At 71.2% G+C, this 20,776-nt stretch carries 18 protein-coding genes; 11 read left to right on the top strand and 7 right to left on the bottom strand.

Annotated elements, in window-relative coordinates; genetic code table 11:
* Positions 1-16: 16 nt before the first annotated feature.
* The 3 genes from ABKA17_RS11535 to ABKA17_RS11525 all read left to right on the top strand — a co-directional run bounded on the left by ABKA17_RS11535 (position 17) and on the right by ABKA17_RS11525 (position 3,377).
* Positions 17-784, top strand: coding sequence for a DUF4142 domain-containing protein (locus ABKA17_RS11535; protein ID WP_353691869.1), 768 nt, complete (start codon positions 17-19; stop codon positions 782-784).
* An 86-nt stretch (positions 785-870) separates the two neighbouring features.
* On the top strand, positions 871-1,659 hold the full coding sequence (locus ABKA17_RS11530) for a TIGR04222 domain-containing membrane protein (protein WP_353691868.1): 789 nt from the start codon (positions 871-873) through the stop codon (positions 1,657-1,659).
* Positions 1,660-1,757: 98 nt separating this feature from the next.
* Positions 1,758-3,377 (top strand): alpha/beta hydrolase, encoded by a 1,620-nt coding sequence (locus ABKA17_RS11525; protein ID WP_353691867.1) that lies wholly within the window; start codon positions 1,758-1,760, stop codon positions 3,375-3,377.
* Here the strand turns inward: ABKA17_RS11525 and hemQ are convergent, their stop codons facing one another.
* Positions 3,378-4,109, bottom strand: a complete 732-nt coding sequence (gene hemQ / locus ABKA17_RS11520) for a hydrogen peroxide-dependent heme synthase (protein ID WP_353691866.1) — start codon at positions 4,107-4,109, stop codon at positions 3,378-3,380.
* A gap of 5 nt (positions 4,110-4,114) precedes the next feature.
* Positions 4,115-5,566 carry a protoporphyrinogen oxidase gene (gene hemG / locus ABKA17_RS11515; protein ID WP_353691865.1) on the bottom strand — a complete coding sequence of 484 codons (1,452 nt, stop codon included), beginning with the start codon at positions 5,564-5,566 and terminating at the stop codon, positions 4,115-4,117.
* 158 nt (positions 5,567-5,724) lie between these two features.
* On the opposite strand from hemG, the gene ABKA17_RS11510 reads away from it, so the two are divergent.
* Positions 5,725-6,660, top strand: a complete 936-nt coding sequence (locus ABKA17_RS11510; RefSeq protein ID WP_353691864.1) for a DUF4349 domain-containing protein — start codon at positions 5,725-5,727, stop codon at positions 6,658-6,660.
* A 147-nt stretch (positions 6,661-6,807) separates the two neighbouring features.
* Positions 6,808-8,193: an FAD-dependent oxidoreductase gene (locus tag ABKA17_RS11505; protein WP_353691863.1), complete on the top strand. Its 1,386-nt coding sequence runs from the start codon at positions 6,808-6,810 to the stop codon at positions 8,191-8,193.
* Between the two features lie 15 nt (positions 8,194-8,208).
* Here ABKA17_RS11505 and ABKA17_RS11500 read toward each other — a convergent pair whose 3' ends face one another.
* Positions 8,209-8,529: a hypothetical protein gene (locus ABKA17_RS11500; protein WP_353691862.1), complete on the bottom strand. Its 321-nt coding sequence runs from the start codon at positions 8,527-8,529 to the stop codon at positions 8,209-8,211.
* 217 nt (positions 8,530-8,746) lie between these two features.
* Here ABKA17_RS11500 and ABKA17_RS11495 point away from each other — a divergent pair, with 217 nt between their 5' ends.
* Entirely contained in the window at positions 8,747-9,571 is an 825-nt protein-coding gene (locus tag ABKA17_RS11495; RefSeq protein WP_353691861.1) for a rhomboid family intramembrane serine protease, read from the top strand.
* A gap of 1 nt (position 9,572) precedes the next feature.
* Here ABKA17_RS11495 and hemE read toward each other — a convergent pair whose 3' ends face one another.
* Positions 9,573-10,640: a uroporphyrinogen decarboxylase gene (hemE, locus tag ABKA17_RS11490; protein ID WP_353691860.1), complete on the bottom strand. Its 1,068-nt coding sequence runs from the start codon at positions 10,638-10,640 to the stop codon at positions 9,573-9,575.
* Positions 10,641-10,760: 120 nt separating this feature from the next.
* Between hemE and ABKA17_RS11485 the strand changes: the two genes are divergently transcribed.
* The 3 genes from ABKA17_RS11485 (at position 10,761) to ABKA17_RS11475 (ending at position 13,795) form a co-directional block, all read left to right on the top strand.
* On the top strand, positions 10,761-11,432 hold the full coding sequence (locus ABKA17_RS11485) for a DUF3000 domain-containing protein (RefSeq protein ID WP_353691859.1): 672 nt from the start codon (positions 10,761-10,763) through the stop codon (positions 11,430-11,432).
* A 204-nt stretch (positions 11,433-11,636) separates the two neighbouring features.
* Positions 11,637-12,299 carry a response regulator transcription factor gene (locus tag ABKA17_RS11480; protein WP_059195623.1) on the top strand — a complete coding sequence of 221 codons (663 nt, stop codon included), beginning with the start codon at positions 11,637-11,639 and terminating at the stop codon, positions 12,297-12,299.
* 191 nt (positions 12,300-12,490) lie between these two features.
* On the top strand, positions 12,491-13,795 hold the full coding sequence (locus ABKA17_RS11475) for a ribonuclease D (protein WP_353691858.1): 1,305 nt from the start codon (positions 12,491-12,493) through the stop codon (positions 13,793-13,795).
* Positions 13,796-14,024: 229 nt separating this feature from the next.
* Here ABKA17_RS11475 and ABKA17_RS11470 read toward each other — a convergent pair whose 3' ends face one another.
* The 3 genes from ABKA17_RS11470 to ABKA17_RS11460 are packed head-to-tail and all read right to left on the bottom strand — an operon-like array spanning position 14,025 to position 17,106.
* Positions 14,025-14,855 carry a carbohydrate ABC transporter permease gene (locus tag ABKA17_RS11470; RefSeq protein ID WP_353691857.1) on the bottom strand — a complete coding sequence of 277 codons (831 nt, stop codon included), beginning with the start codon at positions 14,853-14,855 and terminating at the stop codon, positions 14,025-14,027.
* Positions 14,852-15,793 (bottom strand): carbohydrate ABC transporter permease, encoded by a 942-nt coding sequence (locus ABKA17_RS11465; RefSeq protein ID WP_353691856.1) that lies wholly within the window; start codon positions 15,791-15,793, stop codon positions 14,852-14,854. The genes ABKA17_RS11470 and ABKA17_RS11465 overlap by 4 nt, the downstream gene beginning before the upstream one ends.
* On the bottom strand, positions 15,793-17,106 hold the full coding sequence (locus ABKA17_RS11460) for an ABC transporter substrate-binding protein (protein ID WP_502994199.1): 1,314 nt from the start codon (positions 17,104-17,106) through the stop codon (positions 15,793-15,795). Before ABKA17_RS11460 ends, ABKA17_RS11465 begins: the two co-directional genes overlap by 1 nt.
* A gap of 164 nt (positions 17,107-17,270) precedes the next feature.
* Here ABKA17_RS11460 and ABKA17_RS11455 point away from each other — a divergent pair, with 164 nt between their 5' ends.
* Both ABKA17_RS11455 and ABKA17_RS11450 read left to right on the top strand, forming a co-directional pair.
* Positions 17,271-19,637, top strand: coding sequence for a glycoside hydrolase family 2 protein (locus ABKA17_RS11455; protein WP_353691854.1), 2,367 nt, complete (start codon positions 17,271-17,273; stop codon positions 19,635-19,637).
* Positions 19,634-20,671 carry a LacI family DNA-binding transcriptional regulator gene (locus tag ABKA17_RS11450; RefSeq protein ID WP_353691853.1) on the top strand — a complete coding sequence of 346 codons (1,038 nt, stop codon included), beginning with the start codon at positions 19,634-19,636 and terminating at the stop codon, positions 20,669-20,671. Before ABKA17_RS11455 ends, ABKA17_RS11450 begins: the two co-directional genes overlap by 4 nt.
* Positions 20,672-20,776 lie beyond the last annotated feature (105 nt).

Here is a 20,776-nt window from a genome sequence, read left to right as displayed (position 1 = left end):
CGTAACAGGAGGCACCATGCGACCGCGACCGCCCATCAACGGCCGAGGCATTTTCAGCGGCACGGGGATCATCATCACCGGCCTGACCGCGACCCTGCTCGCCCTGGTCTTCCCGATCTGGTCGTACGCCGACCGGTCGGGGACCGGAGTCGACGTGCTCAACGCCACGACCATGTCGACGAAGTACGGGCCGCTGTCCGCCCTGGACCGGGAGTTCCTCACCAAGGTCCGGCTTGCCGGACTGTGGGAGCTGCCCGCCGGCCAGCAGGCCCAGCAGAAGGGCACGACGCAGGCCGTACGGACCGCGGGGCAGCACCTCGTCGAGGGGCACACCTTCCTGGACGAGCGGGTCCGTGACGTCGCCTCCAAGCTCGGCATGGAGCTCCCCAACGAGCCGAACGACCAGCAGAAACAGTGGCTGGCGACCCTGGACGCGGCCCAGGGCGTGGAGTACGACCGCCAGTTCGCCAACATCCTGCGCCTCGCGCACGGCAAGGTCTTCTCGGTCGTCGCCCAGGTCCGCGCGAGCACCCGCAACTCCCTGGTCCGCACTCTCGCCGACGACGCCAACACCACCGTCCTGGACCACATCAAGGTCCTGGAGGCCACCGGTTACGTCGACTTCGACGCGCTGGCCCAGGACATGGCCGCCGGCAGCACTCCCCCGCTGACCAACTCCCCCGCCCCACCCCCCTTCACCGCCACCCCGACCCCGGCCGTCCCGGTGACCCCGAGCTACGCACTGCCCCCACCGGCCAGCAGCCCGCCGCCCGACCGGAACTGAGGCGGAACGTCACATACCGGCAACGCTGCGTCCGGATTGTGAACAAGGCATGGCGCCGGTCAGACCATTTCGCATAGAACAGCGTCATGTTCTGGGTCCTTCTCCTGCTGCTGGCCTGGGCCGCCGCCGGAACCGCGTGTACGCGACTGTGCCTGGCCGCCGTACGCGCCGCGGCCGACGATGTGGACGCGGGCCACGGACACGACCTCACGCTGTACGAGGCCGCCTTCCTGTCCGGCGGCCCACGCCGGGTCGCCGACCTCACCCTCGTCTCCATGGCCCGCCAGCGCCGGCTGCTGCTCGCGCACACCGGCTGGGCGACCGTCGTCGACCCGCGTGGCCGGGACGAGATCGAGCGCTCGGTGATAGGGGCGATCGGTCCGGAGGGGCAGTCCCGTATCGCCCCGGTGCGGGACGCCGCGGCCACCGCGCCCCCGGTGCGCGGCCTCGCCGACCGGCTGGTCCGCGACGGCCTCGCCGTGCCCGACGGCGCGCGTACGACGGTCGCGGCGGCGGTCCGCCAGGTGCAGTTCGCCGCGCTCGCCGTCCTCGTCCTGGGCGCGACCGCGCTGCTGACACCGGCCCCGTCGGAGATGCCGCGCCATCTGGTCGCCGTCTGGTTCGCGCTGCCCCTGGCCCTCACCCTGAGCTGTCTGGCCATCGCCCGTATCGAGGTCCACCCGTACTCCCGCTGGGCCTCCCCGGCCGGCCAGCGGCTGCTCGGTGCCCTGGCCCGGCGCAGCAACGGCGACGACCGTACGTACCTCACCACCGTGGCCGTGCGGGGCGTGCGGGCCGTCGACGAACCGGATCTGCGCGCGGCCTTCGCCGACCGTGAGCAGCACTGGCGCGTCGGGCACACCAGGGGCGCATAGGGGGCATTGGCGCCGACACCGGCCGGGCGGTGCTTGCCTTCCCCCACAACCGAACGAAACATCCCTTTTGTTGCTGCCGTGCACTGAAGGGATACGCGATGAGAGCCCCCGCCCCCGCGCTCTACTCGGCTGCCGGGTCCTTGCTCCTGACAGCCCTCGTCGCCGCCCCGGCAGGCGGCGCCCCGGCCGCTCCCGGCGCGGCCGAGCTGCGGGGCACCGCCACGGCCGCCGCGCGCGCCCAGGCCGAGGGCATCGCCTTCGGCAGGTGCGCCGCGGTGGAGGACCTGCCGGCCGATGTCCAGTGCGGCACGGTGTCCGTCCCGCTCGACTACGCGCACCCCGACGGCAAGCTGATCAAGCTGACCGTCAGCCGGGTGCGGGCCACCCACAAGGACCCGAACAACAGCAAGCGCAGGGTGCCCCGGCAGGGTGCCCTGGTCTACAACCCGGGCGGCCCGGGCGGCTCCGGCATGTACTTCCCGCTGATCGGTGTGGTGCCGGAGTGGAAGCGGCTGGCGGCGGCGTACGACCTCGTCGGTTACGCCCCGCGCGGCGTCGGCCGCTCCGCTCCGCTGTCCTGCCAGGACCCCAAGCACTTCTACAAGGCACCCTCACAGGCGCCCACGCACCCCTCGGAGTCGTACAAGCGGGAGCGCATCGCGGAGGCGAAGGCGTACGCGCGCGGCTGCGCCAAGCGGGCGGGGAGCGCGCTGCGGCACTACACCTCGCTCAACAACGCCCGTGACCTCGACGTCCTGCGCGCCGCGCTGGGCGAGGAGAGGCTGACGTTCATGGGGGCGTCGTACGGCACCTACTTCGGGGCGCTGTACGCGACGCTGTTCCCCTCGCATGTGCGGCGGATGGTGTTCGACTCGGCGGTGAACCCGGACCCGGCGCAGATCTGGTACCGCAACAACCTCGACCAGTCGGCCGCGTTCGAGGGCCGCTGGGCGGACTTCCGGGACTGGATCGCCCGCCACGACGACGTGTACGGGCTCGGCGACACGGCGGAGCGGGTGCAGCGCAGCTACGACAGGGCGGCGGCCCGGCTGGCGGAGGAGCCGGCGGGCGGGAAGGTGGGTCCCGGGCAGTTGCAGGGGGCGTTCCTGACGGCCGGGTACTACGACGACTACTGGCCGCACCGCGCGGAGGCGCTGTCGAAGTACCTGAAGGGCGACCCGAAGCCGCTCATCCAGCAGGCGGGGCCGCATCCGGAGGCGGCGAAGGAGGCCGAGAACGGCAACGCGGTCTACACGGCCGTCGAGTGCAACGACGCGTCCTGGCCGACGGACTTCGAGGTGTGGGACCGGGACAACACCCGGCTCGCGCGGGTGGCGCCGTTCGAGACCTGGGACAACGTCTGGATGAACCTGCCGTGCGCGTACTGGCCCGCGCCGCGTCAGGAGCCGCTGGACGTGCGGACCGGGCCGGGTGAGCTGCCGCCGACCCTGATCCTGGCCGCCGAGCGGGACGCGGCGACTCCGTACGACGGTGCTCTGAAGCTGCACCGGCGGCTGTGGGGTTCGGTCCTGGTGACCGAGCGGGACGCGGGCACGCACGGCATCGCGGGCGGCCCGAACCCCTGCGTCAACGGGCACGTGGACGCGTATCTGCTGGAGGGCACCCTCCCGGTGCGGCGCGCGGCCTGCGCACCGCACCCGGAGCCCGAGCCGCGCGAGCACACGCGGAAGAAGTCGGCCGTCCCGCCGACGGTCTGATCAGGCGAGGCCCGCGACCAGTTCCGCGACGTCCTTGCGGCGGCCCGTGTAGAACGGGACCTCCTCGCGGACGTGCATCCGGGCCTCGGAGGCACGCAGGTGGCGCATGAGGTCGACGATGCGGTACAGCTCGTCGGCCTCGAAGGCCAGCAGCCACTCGTAGTCGCCGAGGGAGAACGAGGCGACCGTGTTGGCGCGGACGTCGGGGTAGCCGCGGGCCATCTTGCCGTGGTCGGCGAGCATGCGGCGGCGGTCCTCGTCGGGCAGCAGGTACCAGTCGTAGGACCGCACGAAGGGGTAGACGCTGACGTAGTTGCGCGGCGTCTCGTCGGCGAGGAACGCCGGGATGTGCGAGCGGTTGAACTCGGCGGGGCGGTGCAGCGCCATGTTCGACCACACCGGCTCCAGCGCGCGGCCCAGCTTGGTGCGGCGGAAGAGGTTGTACGCCTCCTGGAGCTGGTCGCTGGTCTCCGCGTGCCACCAGATCATGAGGTCGGCGTCGGCGCGCAGCCCGGACACGTCGTAGGTGCCGCGGACGGTGACGTCCTTGGCGGCGAGCTGGTCGAACAGCTCCTGGACCTCGTCGGCGTAGCCCGTGCGGTCCTCGGGGAGCACGTCCTTCAGCTTGAAGACGGACCAGAGCGTGTAGCGGATGACCTCGTTGAGGTCCTTGGCCAGCTTGCCCTTGTTCGGGATCCGGCCGGCCTCGTGGGTGGGGGCTTCGTTGCTCATGGTCCTTATTCTCCTGCTCCGCCGTGCAGACTCTGCACCGGGTGGGCGGTGAGCTCCTGCACACCGCGATCGTCTCCGTAGACCTGGTCCACGGCCGCGTACGCGCTCGCGATGCAGGCCGGGATGCCGACGCCGTCGTACTGCGCGCCGCACACCGCGAGCCCGGGGAGCTTGCCGATGTGTTCGCGGATCCGGGCCACGCGCGCGTGGTGGCCGACGGGGTACTGGGGCAGGCCGTCGGTCCAGCGGGTGACGCGGGTTTCGAGGGGGCGCGCGTCGAGGCCGGTGGCCTCCTCGAGGTCGTGCCGGGAGACGTCGACGAGCTCGGCGTCCTCGCGCTCCAGGATCGCCGTCTCGGCGTACCGGCCCACCGAGGTGCGCAGGACGACGACGTCAGGGTTCTCGTCGGCGATCCAGCCCCACTTCTGGGAGGCGAAGGTGGACGCCTTGATGGTGCGGCCGTCGACGGGCGGGACGAGGAAGCCGCTGCCCGCCGGGAGGGCGGTGTCGGCGCGGCGGTAGGCGAGGGTGACGAGGGCCATGGAGGCGTACTCCACCGTGGCCAGTTCGGTGGCGGCCTCAGGGACTTCGGCGCGCAGGAGGTCCGCGGCGGCGGGCGCGGGGACGGCGACGACGACGGAATCGACGTGCAGGACGCGGTCGCCTGCGACGACCCGCCAGCGCTCGGCTTCTTCGCGGCGCAGCTCGGTCACGGGTGTGCCGGTGAGGATCTCGCCGCCACGCGCGCGTACGGACTCCGCGACCGCGAGCGGCAGACTGCCCACGCCGCCCTCGATGCCCATGAACACGGGCCCGGTCTGCTGGTCGGCGGCGGCCTTGGCCTGGATCTCGCGGACCGCCTCGGTCAGCGAGGTGTGGGTCCTGGCGGCCTGGTAGAGCTGCGGGACGGCCGAGCGCATCGAGATGCGGTAGGCGTCGCCCGCGTACACCCCGCCGAGCAGGGGCTCGATGAGCCGGTCGACGACCTCGCGGCCGAGGCGCTCCGCCACGTACGCACCGACCGCCACGTCGTCGCCGACCTCGGTGCGCGGAAGGTCGGCGTCGCGCTCGATGCGGGCGAGGCCCTCGTCGGACAGGACGCCGGTCAGGGCGGAGGCGGTGCCGGGGACGCCCATCACATGCCCCTTGGGCATGGGGCGCAGGGCGCCGCGGGTCCAGATCGAGGCGGTCGCGGTGGCCGGGGCCTGGAGGCGGTCGTCGAGACCCACCTCGCGGGCCAGCGCGACGGCCTCCGGTCTGCGGGCCAGCATCGACTCGGCGCCGAGGTCCACGCGCGCGCCGGCGATCTCGCCGGGCAGCAGCTTGCCGCCGACACGGTCGGACGCTTCCAGGACCGTCACGCGTGCCCCACGCTGCAACAGCCGGTGCGCGGCGGCCAGCCCCGCGATCCCGGCCCCGATGACGACGACGTGCTCCGCCGTACCTGATCCGCTCATGGCTCCACCCTCTCAGACGCCACCGACAGTCCGGCCAGGGCCCAATGGCCCGTCCGAGTCCCGACCGTGACCGCATCGGAACCGTCGTGCTCCAACGTTCCGGCCCGGACCCGCGTCGAAGAAACATCAGCCGGTCACGACCCTCGGGGGTACACGAGATGCGCGCACGACGTTCCGTACGACCTGTCCAGGCCCTGGCCGGACTTCTGCTGGCCGCCGCCCTCGCCCTGTCCGGCTGCTCCGGCTCGGGCGACGACTCCGGCGGCAGCGCCTTGAGCGACTCGGACGCGGCCCAGTCCCGGGCCAAGGAGGCCGCCCCGGGCGCCGCCGCGGACGACGCGGGCGGCGGCGGCAGGCAGGCCACCACCGCGCCCAAGCTGCCGACGAGCCACATCATCCGCACCGCCGAACTGACCGTGCAGGTCAAGAACGTGCCGAAGGCTCTGGAGGCGGCCCGCACCACCACCGAGAACGCGGGCGGCTACGTCGGCAAGGAGTCGACGTTCCGCGACGAGGAGGGCGCCGAGGAGACGCAGGTGGTGCTGCGGGTGCCCGTCGACAAGTACGCGGACGTGCTCGCCGAACTGGAGGGCTCGGGCAAGCTGCTGGAGCGCAACGCGAAGGCACAGGACGTCACGGACCAGGTCGTCGACGTGGAGAGCCGCATCAAGACGCAGCGGGCGAGCGTGGCCCGGATCCGGGAACTGATGGACCAGGCCACCAAGCTGAGCGACGTGGTGACCCTGGAGGGCGAACTGAGCACCCGCCAGGCCGACCTGGAGGCACTGCTCGCCCGCCAGGCGTCCCTGAAGGACCGCGCGAGCCTGGCCACCATCACCCTGTCCCTGTCGGAGAAGCCGGTCGTGAAGGCCGCCGAGGACGACGATCCCGGGGTCCTCGACGCCCTCGCGGGCGGCTGGGACGCGTTCGTGTCGATGCTGCGCTGGATCGTGGTCGCCCTGGCCGCGGTACTGCCCTTCGCCGCGGTACTGGCCCTTCTCCTGCTGGCCTGGCTCCGCTGGCTCCGCCCCCGCCAGGCCCGCCGCCCCGCGCCGCAGCCGGGACGCACCGAGCAGGAAGGCGAACAGGACTGAAATGCCCAGCGGTTCGGCAGCGCCCCGAAGGGGCGCGGGGCTGTGTCGATGTGCGGCTGCCGCCGCGTGGGCGCGACCCGCCACGACGGCACCGCAGACGAACAACAACCCGTCCCCCGCACCCAGCGGAGCGCTTAGCGTGTTCGCATGAACATGAGCGCTGCGAGGGAACGGCTGGTCGTGATCGGTGGGGACGCCGCGGGGATGTCCGCGGCGTCGCAGGCGCGCCGGCTGAAGGGGCCCGGTGAACTGGAGATCGTGGCGTTCGAGCGGGGCCACTTCACCTCGTACTCGGCCTGCGGCATCCCGTACTGGGTCGGCGGCGACGTCGAGGAGCGGGACCAGCTGATCGCCCGCACGCCCGAGGAGCACCGGGCCCGGGACATCCAGCTGCGCATGCGCACCGAGGTCACGGAGATCGACGTGGCCGGGCGGCGGGTACGCGCGCGTGCCCTGGACTCCGGGGAGGAGTCCTGGACGTCGTACGACAAGCTCGTGATCGCGACCGGTGCCCGGCCGATCCGGCCGGAGATGCCGGGGGCCGACGCTCCGGGTGTGCACGGGGTGCAGACCCTCGACGACGGCCAGGCCCTCATCGACACGCTGGCACGCACGCGTGGCCGCACGGCGGTGGTGGTCGGCGCCGGTTACATCGGTGTCGAGATGGCCGAGGCGCTGATCAACCGCGGCTACCAGGTGACCGTCGTCAATCGGGGCAGCGAGCCGATGTCCACCCTCGACCCGGACATGGGCCGACTGGTGCACGAGGCGATGGAGGGCCTGGGCATCACCATGGTCAACGACGCCGCCGTCACCAAGATCCTCACCGGCGACGACGGCCGGGTGCGGGCGGTGGCCACGGAGGACGCCGAGTACCCGGCGGACGTGGTGGTGCTGGGGATCGGGGTACGCCCCGAGACGGCTCTCGCGAAGGCGGCGGGGCTTCCCGTGGGCGACCATGGCGGCCTGCTGACGGACCTCGCCATGCGGGTCCGCGGTCACGAGGACATCTGGGCGGGCGGCGACTGCGTGGAGGTCCTCGACCTGGTCTCCGGTCAGGAACGGCACATCGCGCTCGGCACCCACGCCAACAAGCACGGCCAGGTCATCGGCGCCAACGTGGGCGGCGGCTACGCGACCTTCCCGGGCGTGGTCGGCACCGCGGTCAGCAAGGTCTGCGACCTGGAGATCGCCCGCACGGGCCTGCGGGAGAAGGACGCGCGCAGGGCCGGGCTGCGGTTCGAGACGGTCACCATCGAGTCCACGTCTCGCGCCGGCTACTACCCCGGCGCCTCCCCCATGACGGTGAAGATGCTTGCCGAGCGCCGCACGGGGCGGCTGCTGGGCGTGCAGATCGTCGGGAGGGAGGGCGCGGGCAAGCGGGTCGACATCGCCGCGGTGGCGTTGACGGCCGGGATGACGGTGGAGCAGATGACAGCCCTGGACCTGGGCTACGCCCCACCGTTCAGCCCGGTCTGGGACCCGGTACTGGTGGCGGCCCGCAAGGCCGCGCTGAAAGTGCGGGCCTCCTGAGGGCGGTGCCGGGGGCTACGCCGATCCGTTGATCCGTTCGATGGCCTGGCGCGCCTGGTCGGCGGCCGGGCGGGGCGGCAGGGACGACACGGACGCGCTCGGGGCCATCGCCGGCGGCTGCTCCCCCGCCGGCTTGGCGTGCGTGGCGGTCCGCGTGGACCTCAGCCGGTGGCTCACCGCCTCGTCGAGGGTCACCGGACGCTGCATCTGCGCGGCGAGCCGCCCCGCGTCCTGACCCAGCCGGGCCACGTCCTCCCAGGGCAGCCGCAGCACCACGGCCACTTCGGCCTCGCCGTCCGGCAGTGCGTGGATCGGAGGGGTAACTCGGTCGTTCATCGCCTGTTCCTCACGTCTACTCAGGATTGCCGCGCAATGTCCGCGCCGGTCATCTGCACTGACCTGCTTTTCTGCTGGGGGTCCGGGGGTTATCCCCCGGGGAATGCAGCACCCCGCGACCCGCCTTCCCCGTGCCGCGGACGGTTGAGGAGTCATACGCACGCGCGCGTGGCGGCGTTCACCGATTCGCGGACCGCATCGCGGGCACTACTTCCTTGTGGTCATCCCCGTCCATGACGTGAATCCGGTGCGCCGCACCCCTGTGGTGACGTACGCGCTGATCGCCGCGAACGTGCTGGTCTTCCTGTACACGCCCGGCCTCGCCGGTTCCGTGGCGGGCGACAGCAACCTGTCCCAGCTCTGCCATCTGCACGCCTTCCTGGACCACTACGCGGCGGTACCGCAGGAGCTGATCCACCATCAGCTGCCCCGCCTGGTCCCCACGGGCGACGTGGCCATGGGCCAGAACGGCCCGGGCTGCGCGGTCGGCCCGCCGGGCTACGACAAGTCGCCCGTGCTGTCGGTGTTCACCGCGATGTTCCTGCACGGCGGCTGGCTGCACCTGCTGGGCAACATGCTCTTCCTGCTGATCTTCGGCAACAACGTCGAGGACCGCATGGGCCATGTGCGGTTCGCCCTCTTCTACGTCGTCTGCGGCTACGCGGCGTCGTACGGCTTCGCGCTCCTCAACGACGACTCGGGCGACCCCCTGATCGGCGCCTCGGGAGCCATCGCCGGGGTGCTCGGCGCCTATCTGGTGCTGTATCCGAAGGCCAGGGTGTGGGTGCTGGTGCCGTTCCTGGTGTTCCTGCCGCTCAGGCTGCCGGCCTGGCTGGTGCTGGGCTTCTGGTTCGTGCTCCAGGCGGTGTACTCGTCCGGCGAGGGCGTCTCGGACGCCGGCACCGTGGCGTACGCGGCGCACGTCGTGGGCTTCCTCGCGGGCATGGTGCTCGCCTGGCCGCTCAAGGCGGGCACGCCACCACCGCCGGAACCGCGCGGCCTGCTGTTCGGCAGGAAGGCGCGGCCCCGGCACACCTGGTAGGTCAGCGGGCGGTCTGCGTGTGGACGTACTCCACGAGCCGGGTCAGCGCGTCCGGGTCGGTGGACGGCATGACGCCGTGGCCGAGGTTGAAGACATGGCCCTCGAGGTCCTTCGCCGTCTCCAGCACCTCGCGCGTCTTGGCCTCCACGGCCTCGGTGCCGGCGAACAGGACGGTCGGGTCGAGGTTGCCCTGGAGCGCCTTGCCGGGGCCGATCCGGCGGACCGCCTCGTCGAGCGGGACGCGCCAGTCGACGCCGACGACGTCCGCGCCGGCCTCGCCCATCAGGCCCAGCAGCTCACCGGTGCCGACACCGAAGTGGATGCGCGGGACGCCGTAGCCGGCGACCGCGTCGAAGACCTTGGCGGAGTGCGGCATCACCGAATGGGTGTAGTCGGCCGGGGAGAGCGCGCCGGCCCACGAGTCGAACAGCTGGACGGCGCTCGCGCCCGCCTCGATCTGCACCTTCAGGAACGCGGCCGTGATGTCCGCGAGGCGGTCGAGCAGGTCGGCCCAGAGCTCGGGGTCGCCGTACATCATCGCCTTGGCGTTCTCGTACGTCCGCGACGGGCCGCCCTCGACGAGGTAACTCGCGAGGGTGAAAGGCGCTCCCGCGAAACCGATCAGCGGGGTCGGGCCGAGCTCGCGGGTCAGCAGGCCGATCGCCTCGGTGACGTAGGAGACGTCCTCGGGGGTCAGGTCGCGCAGCTGGGCGAGGTCGGCGCGGGTGCGGATCGGCTTCTCGACGACCGGGCCGACGCCGGGCTTGATGTCGAGGTCGATGCCGATGGCCTTGAGCGGGACGACGATGTCGCTGAAGTAGATCGCCGCGTCCACGTTGTGCCGGCGTACCGGCTGGAGGGTGATCTCGGTGACCAGTTCGGGCCGCATGCAGGACTCGAGCATCCCGACGCCCGCGCGGACCTTGCGGTACTCCGGCAGTGAGCGCCCGGCCTGCCGCATGAACCACACCGGGGTGTGGGGCACGGGCTCACGGCGGCAGGCCCTGAGGAAGGCTGAGTCTGCGACTGCGTCGGGCATGGCTGACGGCGGCGTCTGGTTTGCACTCACGGGGGAAAGTCTCGCACGGCGCCGGAGACGCTTTTCCCTGCCGGTGGGGCAATCCGGGCAACGGTCGGGGCACGGGGTGTCAGGGCCCCACCACGCCCCGCTTCCCCTTAACCTTCCGCCATGGCTGCGGCTCAGGGACGACTGTCGGACGGCACTGGCGGGATGGACGACGAGAAGGAGGGGGACCGGCATGGAAGCGTTACGGCGGCTCCGGCGGCTTTCCAGGCCGCGGTCCAGGCCCTGCGCGGCAGCCGGCTGCGGCCGCAGATCGAGATCGAGTCCACGCGGGCCCCACAGAAGCTCGCCCCCTTCGCCTACGCGCTGGAGGCCGCGGTCGTCGACGGCGACCAGGACCTGGCCGACGGCCGGCTGGTGCTGCTGCACGACCCGGACGGGCACGACGCCTGGCGGGGGACGTTCCGGCTGGTGACGCTGGTGCGCGCGGAGCTGGAGCCGGAGATGGCGGCGGACCCGCTGCTGCCCGACGTGTGCTGGTCGTGGCTGACCGGCGCGCTCCAGGCGCGTGGCCTGGCGTGCGGCGAGCCGAGCGGCACGGTCACCCGGGCGAGCTCCCACTACTTCGGGGGTCTGTCGGAGCGCCCCGCCGCCTCGCAGATCGAGATCCGGGCGTCCTGGACGCCTCGTGAGGGTCTGGGCGGGGTGCCGGACACGGCGGGTCATCTGGCGGCCTGGTGCGATCTGCTCGCCCAGGTCGCGGGTCTGCCGCCGGCCGGTCCGGGCGACGCGTCGGTGGTGACGCTGCCGCAGCGCCGCGGGCCCCAGTCGCGCTGACGCTTGACCATCACTTTGTCGATACGGCCACTTTCAGTCATGTGCGACCACTCGAACGAACCGATTCGCTCACCGAACGATCGACCGTACGTCCGAATTGCACTAATTGTTACTCACTAGATCGTGATCTTTCTCTAAAGGCCTACGGGTTTGGTGCCGAAGACGACTGTGACCTCACAGCCGTCCCCCACCCCAGGAGGCCTGGTGTCCGTTCTTCTCGAGCAGCCCGCAAGCCTGGTCGCCTACCGTCCGAACAAGCCGACCGCGATGGTGGTCGTGGCCGACCCCCGCGTCCGCTCCACCGTCACCCGCCACCTCTGGGCGCTCGGTGTACGCGACGTCATCGAGGCCTCGTCCGTCGCCGAGGCCCGGCCCCGGATCGGCAACCCCCGTGACATCTGCGTCGCCGACGTCCACCTGCCCGATGGCTCCGGCCTGACCCTCCTGTCGGAGACCCGTGCGGCGGGCTGGCCCAACGGCCTCGCCCTCTCCGCAGCCGACGACATCGGCGCCGTCCGCAACGCCCTCGCGGGCGGTGTGAAGGGCTACGTCGTCACCGGCACCCGCACCAACGTCGGGCTCCCCACCCGACCGGGCGCCGCCCCCATCGGTTCCCGCGCCGCCGGAATGCACCGCCGCCCCCCGGGTGCCCCGAGTCACCCGGGCGGCTACCGCGAGCTCTCCGGCCGCGAGGTCGAGGTGCTCAGGCTGGTCGCGGAGGGCCAGTCCAACAAGGCCATCGGCGTCTCGATGGGCCTGTCCGCGCTGACCGTCAAGAGCCACCTCGCCCGGATCGCCCGCAAGCTGGGCACCGGCGACCGCGCCGGCATGGTCGCGGTGGCCCTGCGGACCGGCATCATCCACTGACCGCTTCCCCCACTCAGCCGAACGTTCCACCATTCACGGACGTGAACTGGATCAGTCCTGGATCCGGGTGCACGCCCCCGACCGGTCGTGAACCCGAGGATTCACCGAGCTGACTGGTTTACGACCCTCAGGCGCCCGTCGACGGAACGTTCCGTCGGCGGGCGCTGTCCATACACAGATACCCTTGACATGTGACCGACGCCCAAGAGACCGCAGCAGACAGCTCACTGCGAACCACCGGAGGCGCCCCTCCGGACGACGGCGGATCTTCTGTTACGGGGGCGCCCGATCCCGAACCGGGTCCCGAGCCGACTCCTTTGCTCGAACCGCGCGAGGGCATCCCGCCCGTCGTCACCGACGACGACACGCTCGCCCGGGTGATCGCCGCGTTCGCGGCCGGCTCCGGCCCCGTCGCCGTGGACGCCGAGCGCGCCTCCGGCTACCGCTACGGACAGCGCGCCTACCTGGTCCAGCTGCGCCGCGAGGGCGCCGGGACCGCGCTGATCGACCCCGTGGCCTGCCCCGACCTGTCCGGGCTCGGCGAGGCGCTGTCCGGCGTGGAGTGGGTGCTGCACGCCGCCACTCAGGACCTTCCCTGTCTCCGCGAGATAGGTATGGTGCCCACCTCCCTCTTCGACACCGAGCTCGCCGGACGGCTCGCCGGGTTCCCCCGGGTCGGCCTCGGCGCGATGGTCGAGGGCGTCCTGGGCTTCGTACTCGAGAAGGGGCACTCCGCCGTCGACTGGTCGACCCGGCCGCTGCCCGAGCCGTGGCTGCGCTACGCCGCGCTGGACGTGGAGCTTCTCGTCGACCTCAGGGACGCGCTGGAGAAGGAGCTGGACCGGCAGGGGAAGCTGGAGTGGGCCCGGCAGGAGTTCGACGCGATCGCCTCGGCTCCCCCGGCCGAGCCGCGCAAGGATCCCTGGCGTCGCACGTCCGGGATGCACAAGGTGCGGCGGCGCCGGCAGCTGGCCGTGGTGCGGGAGCTGTGGCAGACCCGGGACCGGATCGCCCAGCGGCGGGACGTGTCGCCGGGCAAGGTGCTCTCCGACGCGGCCATCGTGGAGGCGGCGCTGTCGCTCCCGGCGGACGCGCAGGCGCTGGCCGCGCTGAACGGGTACGGGCAGCGGATGGGCCGGCGCCAGCTGGAGCAGTGGCAGGCGGCCGTGGACCGGGCCAAGGCACTGGCCGAGACGCAGTTGCCCGCGCCCGGACAGCCGGTCACCGGGCCGCCGCCGCCCCGCGCCTGGGCCGACAAGGATCCGGCGGCGGCCGCACGGCTGTCGGCGGCCCGCGCCGGTGTCTCCTCGCTCGCCGAACGGCTCAACATGCCGCAGGAGAACCTCATGACGCCGGACACGGTCCGACGGGTCTGCTGGGAGCCGCCCCGCACCGTCGACGCCGACTCGGTGGGCGCCGCGCTCGCGGCCTACGGAGCCCGACCCTGGCAGGTCGAGCTCGTCACCCCGGTCCTGGTGAGCGCCCTGTCCGCCTAAAAGCTGTCCGGCGGATCAGGTCGCAGTACATCGGCAGTGCGCCCTCGACGCAGGTGAGCGGGGTCTGGTGCGTCGAGATGCAAGGCGGAGGAGGGCGGCGACGCGGTGGGGGTCCCCCCGCTCGAGCGAAGTCGAGAGTGGGGGAGTCGGCAACCGCGACAACGCGGCAGATCGGCGTGCCAGACCCCGCGTCTGCGACATGGTCCGCCGGACAGCCCCTAGGGGGCTGTCACTTCGTCGCTCCTCTCATGAAGCCGTTGTAGATGAAGCGCTGGAGGGACAGGAAGACGACGAGCGTCGGGAGGATCACCAGGACCGCTCCGGCCGAGATGACCTCCCAGTGGGCGGCGTAGGGGCCCCGGAAGCGGAACAGGGACGTCGAGATCACGCCAAGATCTTCCGACGGCATGTAGAGGAAGGGGATGTAGAAGTCGTTGTAGACGGTGATCCCCTTCACGATCACGACCGTCGCGATCGCGGGCTTCAGCAGCGGAAAGATGATCTTCCGGTAGATCGTGAACGTGTTGGCCCCGTCGAGGCGGGCCGATTCGTCCAGGGAGATCGGGATGGACCGGATGAACTGCAGGAAGATGTAGATCGAGACGATGTCCGTGCCCATGTAGAGCGCGATCGGCGCCCAGAGGGTGTCGAACATGCCGAAGCTGTTCACGATCTGGAAGGTCGCCACCTGGGTCGTCACGCCGGGGACCAGCGCGGCGATCAGGAACAGCGCCACCACCAGCCCGCGGAAGCGGAAGGTGAAGCGGTCGATGGCGTACGCCGTCATCGAGCCGATGAGGACCGTGCCGCCGATCGACACCCCCAGGATGATCGCCGTGTTGGCGAAGGCCGAGAGCATCTCGCCGTCCCGGAACGCCGACGCGTAGTTGCCGAAGTTCAGCAGGTTGCCGGGGAGGTCCAGGGCACCGCTCGCGTTCGCCATCTCCGTCTCCGTCTTGAGGGAGGTCAGGAGGACGACGACCAGCGGCAGCAGGACCACCACGGTCGCGGCGATGAGGGACAGATAGACCAGGGTGCGGGACACCGCGTGGCGTCTCATACGAGGTCCACCTTGTCGTCGGGGACCAGGCGCCGCTGGATCCAGGTCACCAGCAGGATGATCAGCAGCAGGACCACCGCGGCCGCCGAGGCGAGGCCCGTCTTGTTGAACCGGAAGGCCAGGTTGACCGTCTGGATCACGAAGGTCTCGGTGCCGGTCGCGCCGCCGGTCATGATGTACGGGATCTCGAAGGCCGACAGCGAGCCGGAGATCGAGAGGATGACCGTCAGGGTCAGCACCGGTTTGATGCCGGGCGCGATGATGTACCGGAACTGGTGCCAGCGGTTCGCGCCGTCCAGTTCGGAGGCCTCGTAGAGCTCCCCCGGGATCGACTGGATCGCGCCCAGGAACAGGACGAAGTTCAGGCCCAGATAGCGCCAGACGGAGACTCCGGCGAGCGAGGTGTTGGCGGAGACCGGGGTGCCGAGCCAGGCGTGGTCGGTGTGATAGCCGACGAGGCTCAGGACCGAGTCGAGGGTGCCGCCGTCCTGGAAGAAGTAGAGGAAGACGAAGCCGATCGCCACCCCGTTGATCAGGTACGGGAAGAAGAGCACGCCCTTGAAGAAGTTCCGGAAGCGGACGTTGAAGCTCAGGATCGTCGCGAAGTAGAGCGCGAGGACGATCTGGAGGGCGGAGGCGGCCAGGTAGTAGCCGCTGACCCAGAACACCTCGAAGAGTTCGGGGCGGGTGAAGATCTCCTCGTAGTTCCCGGCCCCCGTGTAGTGCAGTTCGGGGCTGACGCCGTCCCAGTCGGTGAGGCTGTACGCCAGCATGTTGGCGATCGGCGCGTAGGTGAAGGTGATCAGCAGGGCGAGCGGGGCGAGCAGGAAGAGCCAGGGGGTCACACCTCGCCACACCCGGGTCCGGCGGGCGGCGGGGGCCGGGACGGGGGCGGCCGCGGTCACCTCCACGGCCGCCTTCTCGGTCGTGTGCGTCATCAGGACCCCAGGTTCTTCTGGGCGTCCGTCCAGCGCTCGCTGAGGTCGGCGAAGAAGTCGTCGAGGCTGCCCTTGCGGGCGCCGCGGGCGAGGTCGACGAGGTTCTGGCGGTACTCGGGGGCGTAGATGCCGACCTCCGAGTCACTGTCGAGCTGCTTGACCTGGGCGCCCTTGGCGTCGTCCACCTCGATGAACTTCACGCCCTGCTCCTCGTAGGGCTTCATCACGTCGGGCAGCGGGGCGTCCTTGAGCGGGGAGATGGCCAGGTTGTCCTGTCCGTAGGTGGACTTGTCGGTGAACCAGTCGACCCAGGCGCGGGCCGCGTCCTTGTGCTGGGAGTGGACGTTGATGCCCTGGTTGTAGTCGGGGCCGATCACCGCGCAGAACTTGCCGTCGACCTGGGCCGGGAAGGGCATGAAGCCGATGTCGTCGGGGTTGACGCCGGCCTTCTTCGCGGCGTCCTGGAACTGGACGATCGCCCAGGTGCCGAGCCACTGGGTGGCGATCTCGCCCTTGGCCGTCCTGGCCTTGGACTCCTCCCAGTTGCTGGTCGTCGGGTCCTTCTCGACGAGCCCCTGCTTCACCATGTCGTAGAGCAGGGTGTCACCGACGCGCAGGTCGGCGCCCTTGGCCCAGGGGTCGCCCGTGGCGAGTTCGTCGGTGGCCTGCGGGTCGCAGTGGACCGAGCCGTTGACGGCCGTCCAGGCGCTGAGCGTCCAGCCGGCCGAGAAGTTGGTGTAGTACGGGATGGCGTCGGTCTTGCCCTTGATGGCCTTGAGGTCGGTGAGGAACTCGGCCGGGGTGGTGGGCCACTGGGTGATCCCGGCCTCCTTCCAGACCCGCTTGTTGTAGATGAACCCCGGGCTCACCCCGTTCGGGCTCTGCCCGTAGACCTTGCCGTCGACGGTGGTGACGTCGGTGAAGCGGTACTTCTTGCTGCGCTCCGCCTCGGTGCCCAGCGAGGCGAAGAACTTCGGGTAGTCCGCCTTCTTGATGACGGCGGGGATCAGCAGGACGTCGCCGTAGTTCTTGGTGTTCATCCGGATCTTGACCTCGGACTCGTAGTTCGTGAGCCCTTCGAACTCGACCTTGACCTTCGGATAGGTCTTGTTGAACTCGGCGGCGTAGCGCTTCAGCGTGCCGTCCTGGATCAGGTCGGTGCGCACGGTCAGAACCTTGATGGTTCCGGAGACCTTTGACGGGTCGTCAGGGGCCTTGGCGTCCGCCTCCTTCGACGCGCCTCCCGTACCGGTGCAGCCGGCGGCCAGCAGAGCGGCTCCCACGGCCAGGACGAGGGTGTGACGGCGGTTCATGTGCATCAGCTCCGTTCTCGGGATGTTCTCGGACGGACGAGCACGTGCGGGTTGGCTGGTTCGGTACTCTGACAGCGTTGTCTTAACCGGTAAAGTCCGTATCCCGCCAACGATGTCAAAAAGTGTTCCCAGTACTGGACTTGATCGGTTTAGGGAGTGCGTACATGCTTCAGGCCACACCGCTCGCCGACGGATGGATCCTGCGGCACGACGGGGACGCCCTCCCCGCGTCCGTGCCGGGTTGCGTCCACACCGATCTGCTGGCGGCCGGGGTGATCCCGGACCCCTTTCTCGGGCGGAACGAGACCGAGGTGGCGTGGGTGGGGCGCCGGGACTGGACCTACGAGACCGAGCTGCGCGCCGGGCCAGGCGCCTCGGGGCACGAGCAGACCGACCTCGTCTTCGAGGGGCTCGACACGGCCGCCGAAGTCCTCCTGGACGGGCGGGTGTTGGGGCGGACCCGGAACATGCACCGCTCCTACCGCTTCGACGTGACCGGCCTCGAGGGGCGGCTGTCGGTGCGGTTCGTCTCCGCCTACGCCGAGGCCGAGGCGGTGCGCGGAGCGCTCGGTGAGCGGCCGGCCGCGTACGACGAGCCCTTCCAGTACATCCGCAAGATGGCCTGTTCCTTCGGCTGGGACTGGGGGCCGACACTCGTGACGGCCGGGATCTGGCGGCCGGCGCGGCTCGAGCACTGGTCGACGGCCCGGATCTCCCGGGTGCGACCTCTGGTCACCGTCGAACAGGGCCTCGGCGTGGTGGAGTTGGCCGTCGACGTCGAGCGGACCCGGGTCGAGGCGCCGCTCGCCGTGGCGGCGACGGTCGGCGGGGTGCGGGTGCGCGCCGCGATCGACGGGGCGAGCGGGACCGTGCGGCTCGAGGTGCCGGACGTCGAGCTGTGGTGGCCGCGCGGGTACGGCGAACAGCCGCTCTACGACGTCGAGTTGAGGCTGCTCCACGGCGACGACGAGCTGGACGCGTGGCGGCGGCGGATCGGCTTCCGCACGGTCGGGCTGGACCGCTCGGCGGACGAGCACGGCACCGGGTTCACCTTCGTCGTCAACGGGGAGCGGCTCTTCGCCCGGGGCGTCAACTGGATCCCGGACGACGTGTTCCCGTCCCGGATCACCCGCGAGCGCTACCGGGAGCGGCTCACGCAGGCCGCCGGGGCCGGGGTGGACCTCGTGCGGATCTGGGGCGGCGGGATCTACGAGAGCGAGGACTTCTACGACGTCTGCGACGAGCTGGGCCTGCTGGTCTGGCAGGACTTCCCGTTCGCGTGCGCGGCCTATCCCGAGGAGCAGCCGCTGCGGGGCGAGGTGGAGGCGGAGGCCCGGGAGAACGTCGTACGGCTGATGCCGCATCCGTCGCTGGTGCTGTGGAACGGCAACAACGAGAACCTGTGGGGGTTCCGGGACTGGGGCTGGGAGGAGCGGCTCGCCGGGGACTCCTGGGGCGAGGGGTACTACCTGGGCGTACTGCCCCGGGTGGTGGCCGAGTTGGACCCGACGCGGCCGTACACGGCGGGTTCGCCCTGGTCCGGGTCCTGGGAGCGGCATCCGAACGATCCGGCGCACGGGACGCACCACTCGTGGGAGGTGTGGAACCGGGAGGACTACGCAAAGTACCGGGCGAACGTGCCGCGGTTCATGGCCGAGTTCGGCTGGCAGGCGCCGCCCGCGTACGCCACGCTGCGGGCCGCGCTGCCCGGTGAGGAGCTCACACCGGACTCCCCCGGGATGCTGCACCACCAGAAGGCCGACGACGGGAACGGGAAGCTGCGGCGCGGTCTGGAGCGCCATTTCGCCTTTCCCGAGGGGGACTTCGACCGCTGGCACTACCTCACCCAGGTCAACCAGGCGCGGGCCGTGGCCACCGGGATCGAGCACTGGCGGTCCCACTGGCCGGTGTGCGCGGGGACGGTGGTGTGGCAGCTCAACGACTGCTGGCCGGTGACGAGTTGGGCCGCGATCGACGGGCACGGGCGGGAGAAGCCGCTGTACCACGAGCTGCGGAGGCTGTACGCGGACCGGCTGTTGACGGTTCAGGGGCGGGTGGTGGCCGTCGTCAACCAGGCCCCGCACGCGTGGACGGGCGCGGTGCGGCTGCGGCGGATGTCCGTCGACGGGGCGCTGATCGGTGAGGCGAGTGCGGAGTTCGGCGCCGGGGCGCGGGCCGTGGCGCGGGTCGACGTACCGAAGGAGCTGGAGCCCGTCGGGTCAAAGGAGTTCCTGGTCGCGGACGCGGACGGGCTGCGGGCCCTGTCCTTCGCGGCGCCGGACCGTGAAATCCCCTATCCCCGGCCGGAGTTCGAGGTGGCGCTCGTGCCGGGCGGTGTCCAGGTGACGGCCCGGACCCTCGTACGGGATCTGCTGTTGCAGGCCGACCGGCTGGATCCGGAGGCGCGGGCCGACCGGGGGCTGGTCACGCTGCTGCCCGGCGAACAGGTGACCATCGGGGTCAGTGGCTGGAAGACTCCTGATCCGGACGCCGCCCGATCCGCCCTGTACTGCCTGGAGCACAGCCGATGACAGCCCAGCCGGCCGCTCGCGTCACCATCAAGGACGTCGCCGCGCGCGCCGGTGTGTCCAAGGGTGCCGTGTCGCTCGCCTTCAACCACAAGCCGGGGTTGTCGGAGACGACCCGGGACCGGATCTTCCGGGCCGCGCGGGAGCTGGGCTGGGCGCCTAACCTCACCGCCCGGACGCTGGCCGGGTCACGGGTGGACGTGGTGGGGCTCGCGATCTGCCGGCCGGCGCGGCTGCTGGGGCTGGAGCCCTTCTACATGGAGTTCATCTCGGGCGTGGAGAGCGTGCTGACCGAGCACGCGTGCTCCCTGCTGCTGCGACTGGTGCGGAACGTGGAGGAGGAGGCCGGGCTCCAGGAGGCCTGGTGGCGGGGGCGGCAGATCGGCGGGGCGATCCTCGTCGACTTCCGGCCCGACGATCCGCGGGTGCCGCTCGCCGAGCGGCTCGGGATGCCCGTGGTCGCGGTCGGGCATCCCTCGCTGACCGGCGGCCTCACCTCCGTGTGGACCGACGACGCCACCGCCGTGACGGAGGCGGTGCGGTATCTGGCGGCGCTCGGTCACCGGCGGATCGCCCGGGTCGGGGGCGCGGCCGCGCTCGGGCACACGGCGGCGCGTACGGCGGCCTTCGACGAGGCGGCGCGGGCGCTGGAGCTGGCCGGGGCGTGGCAGGTGACGACCGACTACTCGGGCGAGGCGGGGGCGCGGGCGACGCGGTCCATGCTGGCCGCCGACGAGGCGGACCGGCCGACGGCCATCGTGTACGACAACGACATCATGGCGGTGGCCGGTCTCTCGGTCGCCGCCGAGATGGGGCTCTCCGTCCCCGGCGACGTCTCGCTGCTCGCCTGGGACGACTCCCAGCTGTGCCGGCTGACCCATCCCACGCTGTCCGCGATGAGCCATGACGTGCACGGATTCGGCGCGGAGGCGGCCCGGACCCTGTTCGGAGTGATCATGGGCGAGGGGCCGGGATCACATCCTGTGCCCACCCCGACACTCACCCCGCGCGGCTCGACCGCTCCCCCGCGGATGTGACCTTCGCCGCTCCGGCCTCCAGGGCTGTGCAGCCACGTTACCCGTAAGTAGCATGGGCCTGAGCGCGCGCTCAGCGCTTGCGCTTACGCAGTGCAGCAGTGCCAT

The sequence above is a fragment of the Streptomyces sp. RG80 genome (genome assembly GCF_040446465.1).
Taxonomy (GTDB): domain Bacteria; phylum Actinomycetota; class Actinomycetes; order Streptomycetales; family Streptomycetaceae; genus Streptomyces.
This window is presented reverse-complemented; position numbering and strand designations above follow the sequence as displayed.